At 67.7% G+C, this 7085-nt stretch carries 7 protein-coding genes; 1 reads left to right on the forward strand and 6 read right to left on the reverse strand.

What is annotated here, in order from left to right; genetic code table 11:
• Nucleotides 1-112: 112 nt before the first annotated feature.
• Nucleotides 113-1147 (forward strand): magnesium/cobalt transporter CorA, encoded by a 1035-nt coding sequence (gene corA, locus ABW16_RS15835; RefSeq protein ID WP_047320133.1) that lies wholly within the window; start codon nt 113-115, stop codon nt 1145-1147.
• 185 nt (nt 1148-1332) lie between these two features.
• On the opposite strand, the gene ABW16_RS15840 is transcribed toward corA, so the two are convergent.
• From ABW16_RS15840 to ABW16_RS15865, 6 genes are all read right to left on the reverse strand, one after another.
• A complete protein-coding gene (locus ABW16_RS15840) occupies nt 1333-1944 on the reverse strand; it encodes a suppressor of fused domain protein (RefSeq protein ID WP_047320134.1) in 612 nt (203 codons plus the stop codon).
• A complete protein-coding gene (locus tag ABW16_RS15845; protein WP_047320135.1) occupies nt 1944-3086 on the reverse strand; it encodes an ABC transporter ATP-binding protein in 1143 nt (380 codons plus the stop codon). The genes ABW16_RS15840 and ABW16_RS15845 overlap by 1 nt, the downstream gene beginning before the upstream one ends.
• Nucleotides 3087-3090: 4 nt before the next feature.
• Nucleotides 3091-3918: a carbohydrate ABC transporter permease gene (locus tag ABW16_RS15850; protein ID WP_047320136.1), complete on the reverse strand. Its 828-nt coding sequence runs from the start codon at nt 3916-3918 to the stop codon at nt 3091-3093.
• Nucleotides 3915-4808 (reverse strand): carbohydrate ABC transporter permease, encoded by an 894-nt coding sequence (locus ABW16_RS15855; RefSeq protein WP_047320137.1) that lies wholly within the window; start codon nt 4806-4808, stop codon nt 3915-3917. The genes ABW16_RS15850 and ABW16_RS15855 overlap by 4 nt, the downstream gene beginning before the upstream one ends.
• A complete protein-coding gene (locus tag ABW16_RS15860) occupies nt 4805-6226 on the reverse strand; it encodes an extracellular solute-binding protein (RefSeq protein ID WP_047320138.1) in 1422 nt (473 codons plus the stop codon). Before ABW16_RS15860 ends, ABW16_RS15855 begins: the two co-directional genes overlap by 4 nt.
• 80 nt (nt 6227-6306) lie before the next feature.
• Nucleotides 6307-6834: a YflT domain-containing protein gene (locus ABW16_RS15865; protein ID WP_047320139.1), complete on the reverse strand. Its 528-nt coding sequence runs from the start codon at nt 6832-6834 to the stop codon at nt 6307-6309.
• Nucleotides 6835-7085 lie beyond the last annotated feature (251 nt).

Genomic DNA, 7085 nt, shown 5'->3' on the forward strand with positions numbered 1-7085 from the left:
CCGGCGTCGTCACCGAAACTTCGGGACCTCCAGCCCTGCATCGCGCTCACCGTGCACGTTGGCGCCGGACGCGTAGCATTTGACCGGCACCTGCGCGGGAGGGAGAGCGGCGATGACGGCGTTGCAGGACCCGACACCCCGAGTGCTGGTCGACTGCGGTGTCTATGCAGACGGCGAGCGGATTCCCGGCGAATTCACCCCGGCCGGCGCCCGGGCCAAGGTGCGCGAGATCGAGGCGAGTGGCCGCGAGGCGTTCGTCTGGGTCGGTCTGCACGAGCCGGGCGAGGCCCAGATGCAGGGCGTGGCCGCCACCTTCCAACTGCACCCGCTGTCGGTCGAAGACGCAGTTCAGGCACATCAGCGGCCCAAGTTGGAGCGCTACGACGACACCTTGTTCCTGGCGCTCAAGACCGTCAACTACATCCCGCACGAGTCGGCGTTGCTGCCGCGCGAGATCGTCGAAACGGGCGAGATCATGATCTTCGTCGGCAAGAACTTCGTGGTCACCGTCCGGCACGGCGAGCACAGCGGCTTGTCGCAAGTCCGCAAAAGGATGGACACCGATCCCGAACAGATGCGGCTGGGTCCGTTTGCCGTGATGCATGCCATCGCCGACTACGTGGTGGACCGCTACGTCGAGGTGACCAACCTCATGGAAAGCGACATCGACGTCATCGAGGAGACGGCGTTCGCGCCCGGCACCCGCACCGACGTCGAACCGATCTACCAGATCAAGCGTGAGGTCGTCGAGCTGCGGCGCGCGGTCGCGCCACTGTCGGTGCCGTTTGAGCGGATGCAGACCGACTACCGGGATCTGATCTCCAAAGAGGTACGGCGCTATCTGCGCGACGTCGCCGATCACCAGACCCGCGCCGCCGAGCAGATCGCCGGCTACGACGAGCTGCTCAGCTCACTGGTGCAGGCCGCGCTGGCACGGGTGGGCATGCAGCAGAACACCGACATGCGCAAGATGTCGGCCTGGGCCGGCATCATCGCCGTGCCGACCATGATCGCCGGCATCTACGGAATGAACTTCGACCGCATGCCGGTGCTGCACTGGGCATTCGGCTATCCGATGGTGGTGGCGGGTATGTGCGTGATCTCCGCGGTGCTCTACCGCGCATTCCGCCGCAACGGCTGGCTCTGAGCCGCCGGCGAGGGCCCTGATCCCCCTGATCCCCCTGATCCCCGCGAGGGGGCGTGTCTGTACGCCGACACGCCGCTGCGGTTGTGCAACTGTGCACGCTCACACCCGGGTGAGCGTGCACAGTTGCACGGATTTCTCGGCGTGTCAGTGTACAAACACGCCCGCTCGCCGGAGGGAACACGCCGCTAAGCCGGCGCGGACGCGGGACGGTCCGGGTCGAAGACGTCCACGCCGTCAGACCGCCAGGCCTCGCGCATCGCCTCGGCGCCCTTGAGCCGCACCCAGGCGGCCTCGGTCGCGGTGATCGGGGTGGCGGACAAGAACCGCACCGGCTCCCGCGGCGGTGCCAACGCCAACTCTGCGACGTCGCTGTCGCCCAGCAACACCGCGGTGAACGGCACCGGGCCCGAGGGCCCAGTCCACAGCGGCCCCCCGAGGTCGATCAGCGCATCGGGCGCCAACACCACCCCTTCGACCACCGGCGCGGCCGCTACCGCGGCGAGACTGCGGGCCAGCCCGGTATCAGAACCCGAGGAACGCAGGCTCACAACGATTTCGGCCCGGGGGCCGTGCACCGGGTCGGCCAGCAGCTGACCGGGGTCGCCCATGGGGTGGCGCGAGCAACCCGCCGAGACGTAGTGCACCATCCGGTCGGGTCCGGGCCCGAACCGCAACACCTCGATGGGCTCGACCCCCAGAAACGTCACCCGTGCGGTGTCGGGTTCGACACTCGAGCCGGCGACGCCCGCGAAATGCCGTCGGACATGCTCACGCACCCGGTCCAGCTCGTCGCTCATCACGCGGCCGGCGGCACGGTCAGGTTCACCCCGGATTTGGCGTCGAACACGACCATCTTGTCAGGGTCCAGTGCCAGCTCGATCGGCTGCCCGCCGGCTGCCTTCGACGCAGCCGGAACCCGGGCCACCAGATCGTTTTCGGCTGATGCGTCGCCGGATTCGTTCGGGGTGAAGTACAGGTACTTGTCGGCGCCCAGTGATTCGACGAGGTCGACGCGGGCCGCGAACGTCACCGCGCGGGCGCGCTGAGCGTCATCGAGCAGCGCGGCATCGCCGAGATGCTCCGGGCGCACCCCGATGACCACCGCACCGCCGGCCGGTGCCGGATGCCTGCCGATCGACGCGCGCGTCGCCGCGTCGAGCGGTAGCTCACCGATGGACAGGCGTACGCCGGTCGCGGTCAGCGTTCCCGGGAAGAAGTTCATCGCCGGAGAGCCGACGAAACCGGCGACGAACAGGTTGGCGGGCCGCTGGTAGAGCTCGTCGGGCGTGCCGATCTGCTGGGCGATCCCACCGTGCATCACCACCACCCGGTCACCGAGCGTCATCGCCTCGGTCTGGTCGTGCGTGACGTAGACGGTGGTGGTGCCCAGCCGTCGCTGCAGCCGGGCGATCTCACTGCGCATCTGCACCCGCAGCTTGGCGTCGAGGTTCGACAGCGGCTCGTCCATCAGAAATGCCTTGGGGTGCCGCACGATCGCCCGCCCCATCGCGACCCGCTGCCGCTGGCCGCCGGAGAGCTGCGACGGCTTGCGGTCCAGAAGAGCTGTCAGGTCGAGGATTTCGGCGACCTCGGCCACCTTCTCGGCGATCTGCGGCTTTTTCATCTTGGCCAGGGTCAACGGGAACGCGATGTTCTGCCGCACCGTCATGTGTGGGTAGAGGGCGTAGGACTGGAACACCATCGCGATGTCGCGGTCCTTGGGTGCGCGCTCGTTGACGCGTTCGCCACCGATGCGCAGCTCCCCCGACGTGATCTCCTCCAGCCCGGCGATCATGTTGAGCGTGGTGGACTTTCCGCAGCCCGAGGGCCCCACCAAAATGATGAACTCGCCGTCGGCGATGCTCAGCGACAGGTCCTTCACCGCCACCGCACCATCGGGGTAGCTCTTGCTGACGTGGAGGAGTTCGATCTCTGCCATCGGCCTATCCCTTCACCGCGCCGGAGGTCAGTCCCGCCACGATCCGTCGTTGGAAGATTAGAACAAACACGATGATCGGCACGGTGATCACCATGGCGCCCGCCGCGATCGATCCGGTCGGCTCCTCGAATTGCGAACTGCCGGTGAAGTTGGCGATCGCCACCGGCGCGGTGACCGAGGCCTTGGTCGCCGTCAGCGACAAGGCCAACAGCAGGTCGTTCCAGGCGAAGATGAACACCAGAATCGCGGCGGTGACGATGCCCGGCGCCGCCAGCGGCGCAATCACCTTGCGGAACGCCTGACCGGGGGTGGCGCCGTCCATCTTGGCGGCCTTCTCCAGGTCCCACGGGATCTCTTGGAAGAACGCCGAGAGGGTGTAGATCGCCAGCGGCAGAGCGAAGGTGATGTAGGGAATGATCAACCCCAGCCAGGTGTCGAACAGCCCGGTGGCCCGCTCGATGTTGAAAATCGGTGTCACCAGCGATATCTGAGGAAACATCGCGATCAGCAGGGCCGCCCCGATCAGCAGCCTTTTGCCGGGGAAGTCCAGGCGAGCCACGGCATAGGCGGCCATTGCCCCGATCACCACCGCGATCACCGTGGTGATCAGCCCGATACCCACCGAGTTGATCAGCGCCGAGCCGAAGACGTCACCGGCGAAGATGCCGCGGTAGTTGTCCAGGGTCACCGACGACGGAATCAGCTTGCCGTCCTTGACCGTTGAGGTGGGTTTGAGCGACAACGAGAAGATCCACAGCACCGGGACCAGGGCGTAAACCACCACCGCCAGGTCGATGATCAGCCACGCGGTGCGGCGGCGAAGCTCGGTCATCTCTGGCCCGATCCCGGCGCCGCGGCACCGAACACTTTGACGAACACCCACGCGATCAATGCCACGCAGATGAAGATCAGCACCGAGATCGCGGACCCCAACCCGACGTTGAATCCCTTGAACAGGTTGTCGTAACCCAAGATCGACACCGAGCCGGTGCTGTTGGATCCGTTGGTGAGCACGTAGATGTTGTCGAAGATCCGAAACGCGTCCAGCGTGCGAAACAGCAACGCCACCAGGATCGCCGGTTTCATCATCGGCAGAATGATGGTGACCAGTCGCCGCCAGGCACCCGCACCGTCCACCTGTGCTGCCTTGAGCAGTTCGTCGGGCACCAGTGCCAGCCCGGCCAGCAGCAGCAGCGCCATGAACGGCGTCGTCTTCCACACCTCGGCCAGCACCACGATCCCCAGCGACGGGAGCTGGTGGGTCAGTGGCGCACTGCCGGTGGGCAGCAGGTTGGCCAGGTAACCGGTCCCCGGAGTCCAGGCGTAATACCAGCTGTAGGCGGCAGCGACGGTGACGATGCCGTAGGGCACCAGCACCGCCGTGCGCACCATGCCCTTGGCGAACAGGCTGCGGTGCATCACCAGTGCCAGCGCCAGGCCGAAGACGAATTCGAAGGCCACCGAGACCACGGTGATACCCAGCGTCACCGCGAACGCGGTCCACCAATAGGAGTCGGTCAGGGTGGTCTGATAGTTGGCCAGGCCGACGAACGCGGTGTCGTTCGGGGTGGCCAGGTTGTAACGCAACAGGCTCAGCCAGATCGCGTACCCGATCGGATAGGCCGTCACGGCCAGCATCAGGATCACCGCCGGCGCGACGAGCGCCACCGCGAGCCGGCGCTGTGAACGGACGTCATCTGCGCGGGAGTCGGCGCGGGTCACGGGATCAGCCCCTTGCCGTCGATGGCCTTGCGCACCTGCACGGTGAGCTCGTCGGCGGTGCGCTCGGGGTCGATGGCGCTGATCGGTGCCAGCGTTGCCGATATCCGGGTCGACACCGCTTGATAGACCGGTGTCACCGGCCGCACCGCGGCGTCGGTGAGTTGCTGACGGATTACGTTGTGCTGCGGGTACTTCTCCTGGAATTGCGGGTCGGCGTACACCGAGGCGCGCACCGCGGGCAGCCCGCCCTCGATCGCGACATACTTCTGGTTCGCGGTGTTTCGCAGACAGCGCACCGCTTCGAACGCCTCGGCACGATGCCGGGTGGTCCTGGCCACGGCCAGGTTCAACCCGCCGAGCGTCACCTTGGCCGGGTGCCCCGCCACCACCGCCGGATACGGCGCATACCCGAGCACGTTGCGGCTGGCCTCATAGGCAATGCGGTACTGCTCGTCGCTGGGCGCAAAGGCTCCGATGCCGTCGATACTGCCGGCCAGATCCGAACGCCCTTGCAGCGGAAGGAAGCCCACCCCGCCCTTGACCGCGTTCTCCAGCATGGACGGCAGCACGAAGGGCCAGTTGACCTCCAGCGCCGCCTTGCCCTGCTCGAACGCCAGCCGGGCGGTACCCTCATCGCTCTGGGTGATCGACGGGTCGGCCCCCGGAGCGGTCGCCACCGCCTTCATGACCCGCAGCGCAGCGACGGTGGCGGCCCGATGCTCGGCGGTGTCGGTGAGGGTGACGGACTTGCCGTCGTCGCCGAGGACCCGGCCCCCTGCACTTTCCAGCAGGGTGTTGAACCACACCACCAAGCCCTCGTATTGCTTGGCCTGCACCGCGATCCAGCTCGGCTCACCCGCGGCGTGCAATCGGGACGCCTCGGCGACCATGCCGTCCCAGGTGGACGGCGCGGACTTCATCAGATCCGGCCGGTACCAGAGTAATTGGGTGTTGGTGACGACCGGCGCGGCGTAGAGCCGATCGCGCCAGCGGGCGGTCGCGAGCGGGCCGGGCAGCGTGTCATCGGCGGCGTCGGCCTCGGCTTTGCCGGCCGGGTCCTGGGACAGCGGCAGCGCCCAGCCGGCCTCGGCGAATTCGGCGGTCCACACCACGTCCAGACCCATCACATCCAGGGTGCGGTCGTTGCCGGTGAGCCGGCGGGCCAATTGCAGGCGCTGGTCGTCCGCGGCGCGCGGCAGGCTGAACTGCTGCACCCGGTACCGGCCACCGGCCTGCTCGGTGCAGCGCGCCGCGAGGACACGGAACGTCGCGGTGTCGTTGGCCGGGGTGTACACGCTGATCACCGGGACATCAGCGGCCAACCCGGACGAACCGCAGGCCGATCCCGCCGAGGCAACGGTCAGTGCGGTCAGCGCAGCCGCGCCCAGCCGCCGTACGCGACCGCGCCGACTCGCCACGCCACCCGCCTCCCGTTGCCGTTTCGTGCCACGACGGTAAGGCCGCCTGACCGCGCTACGCAACAACGCCCGTCAGAGTGTCAGAGCGTCAGCTTCGCCAGTAGATCCCGGCCCTGCTCGGCACTCTGCGGGTCGCACAGCACGTCGTAGCGGCCCGCGACCAGCTGCATGGTCGAGCTGAAATCCCTTGTACCGCGGGCCATCGCGTAGGGAACCGACGAGGTGATCAAACCGAAGAACACCCCGGCGATCAGGCCGGTCACCAGCGCCTGGGTCGGGTTGGCGCTGAAGATGCCCAGCACCAGGCCGATGAACAGGCCCAGCCAGGCCCCGGTCAGCACGCCGCCGCCGAGGACTTTGGGCCAGGTGAGCCGGCCGGTGACCCTCTCGACCTGCATCAGGTCGACGCCGACGATGGTCACCTGCTGGACCGGAAACTGCTGATCGGACAGGTAATCCACCGCGCGCTGCGCCTCGGCGTAGGTGGGGTACGAACCGATCGGCCAGCCTTTGGGCGGGGTGGGCAGCCGGCCGATGTCCCGGCGCCCCGGCGCGGCCGCCGCGCCGATCGGATCGGGAGTCTGTCCGGGTTGGAAGGGGCTGGTCATGGGATTTCTTTCTCCTCGCTCCGGGAAGCGGCCGTCGGACGACGAGCCGGGCCCGGTGCATCGGCTAGGTTGAACAGCATGACAGCTCCCGGCGGGGATTCTGGCGAGAATCCACGAGGCAATGCCGACCAACCCTGGGCCGACGCGGGTGCACCCCCGCCCGACCAGGGCGGCTGGCCCTACCCGTCGGGCTTCGAGGGCTACCCGCCGGCACCCGGCTACCCGCCGCCTGGCTTCCCCCCGACTGGCTT

This window comes from Mycolicibacter heraklionensis (assembly GCF_001021505.1).
Lineage (GTDB): Bacteria > Actinomycetota > Actinomycetes > Mycobacteriales > Mycobacteriaceae > Mycobacterium > Mycobacterium heraklionense.

What these genes read in the sequence shown, in the direction of transcription:
- corA (WP_047320133.1), top strand. Translation starts at nt 113, where the DNA reads ATGACGGCGTTGCAGGACCCGACACCCCGAGTGCTGGTCGACTGCGGT.
- ABW16_RS15840 (WP_047320134.1), bottom strand. Translation starts at nt 1,944, where the DNA reads ATGAGCGACGAGCTGGACCGGGTGCGTGAGCATGTCCGACGGCATTTC.
- ABW16_RS15845 (WP_047320135.1), bottom strand. Translation starts at nt 3,086, where the DNA reads ATGGCAGAGATCGAACTCCTCCACGTCAGCAAGAGCTACCCCGATGGT.
- ABW16_RS15850 (WP_047320136.1), bottom strand. Translation starts at nt 3,918, where the DNA reads ATGACCGAGCTTCGCCGCCGCACCGCGTGGCTGATCATCGACCTGGCG.
- ABW16_RS15865 (WP_047320139.1), bottom strand. Translation starts at nt 6,834, where the DNA reads ATGACCAGCCCCTTCCAACCCGGACAGACTCCCGATCCGATCGGCGCG.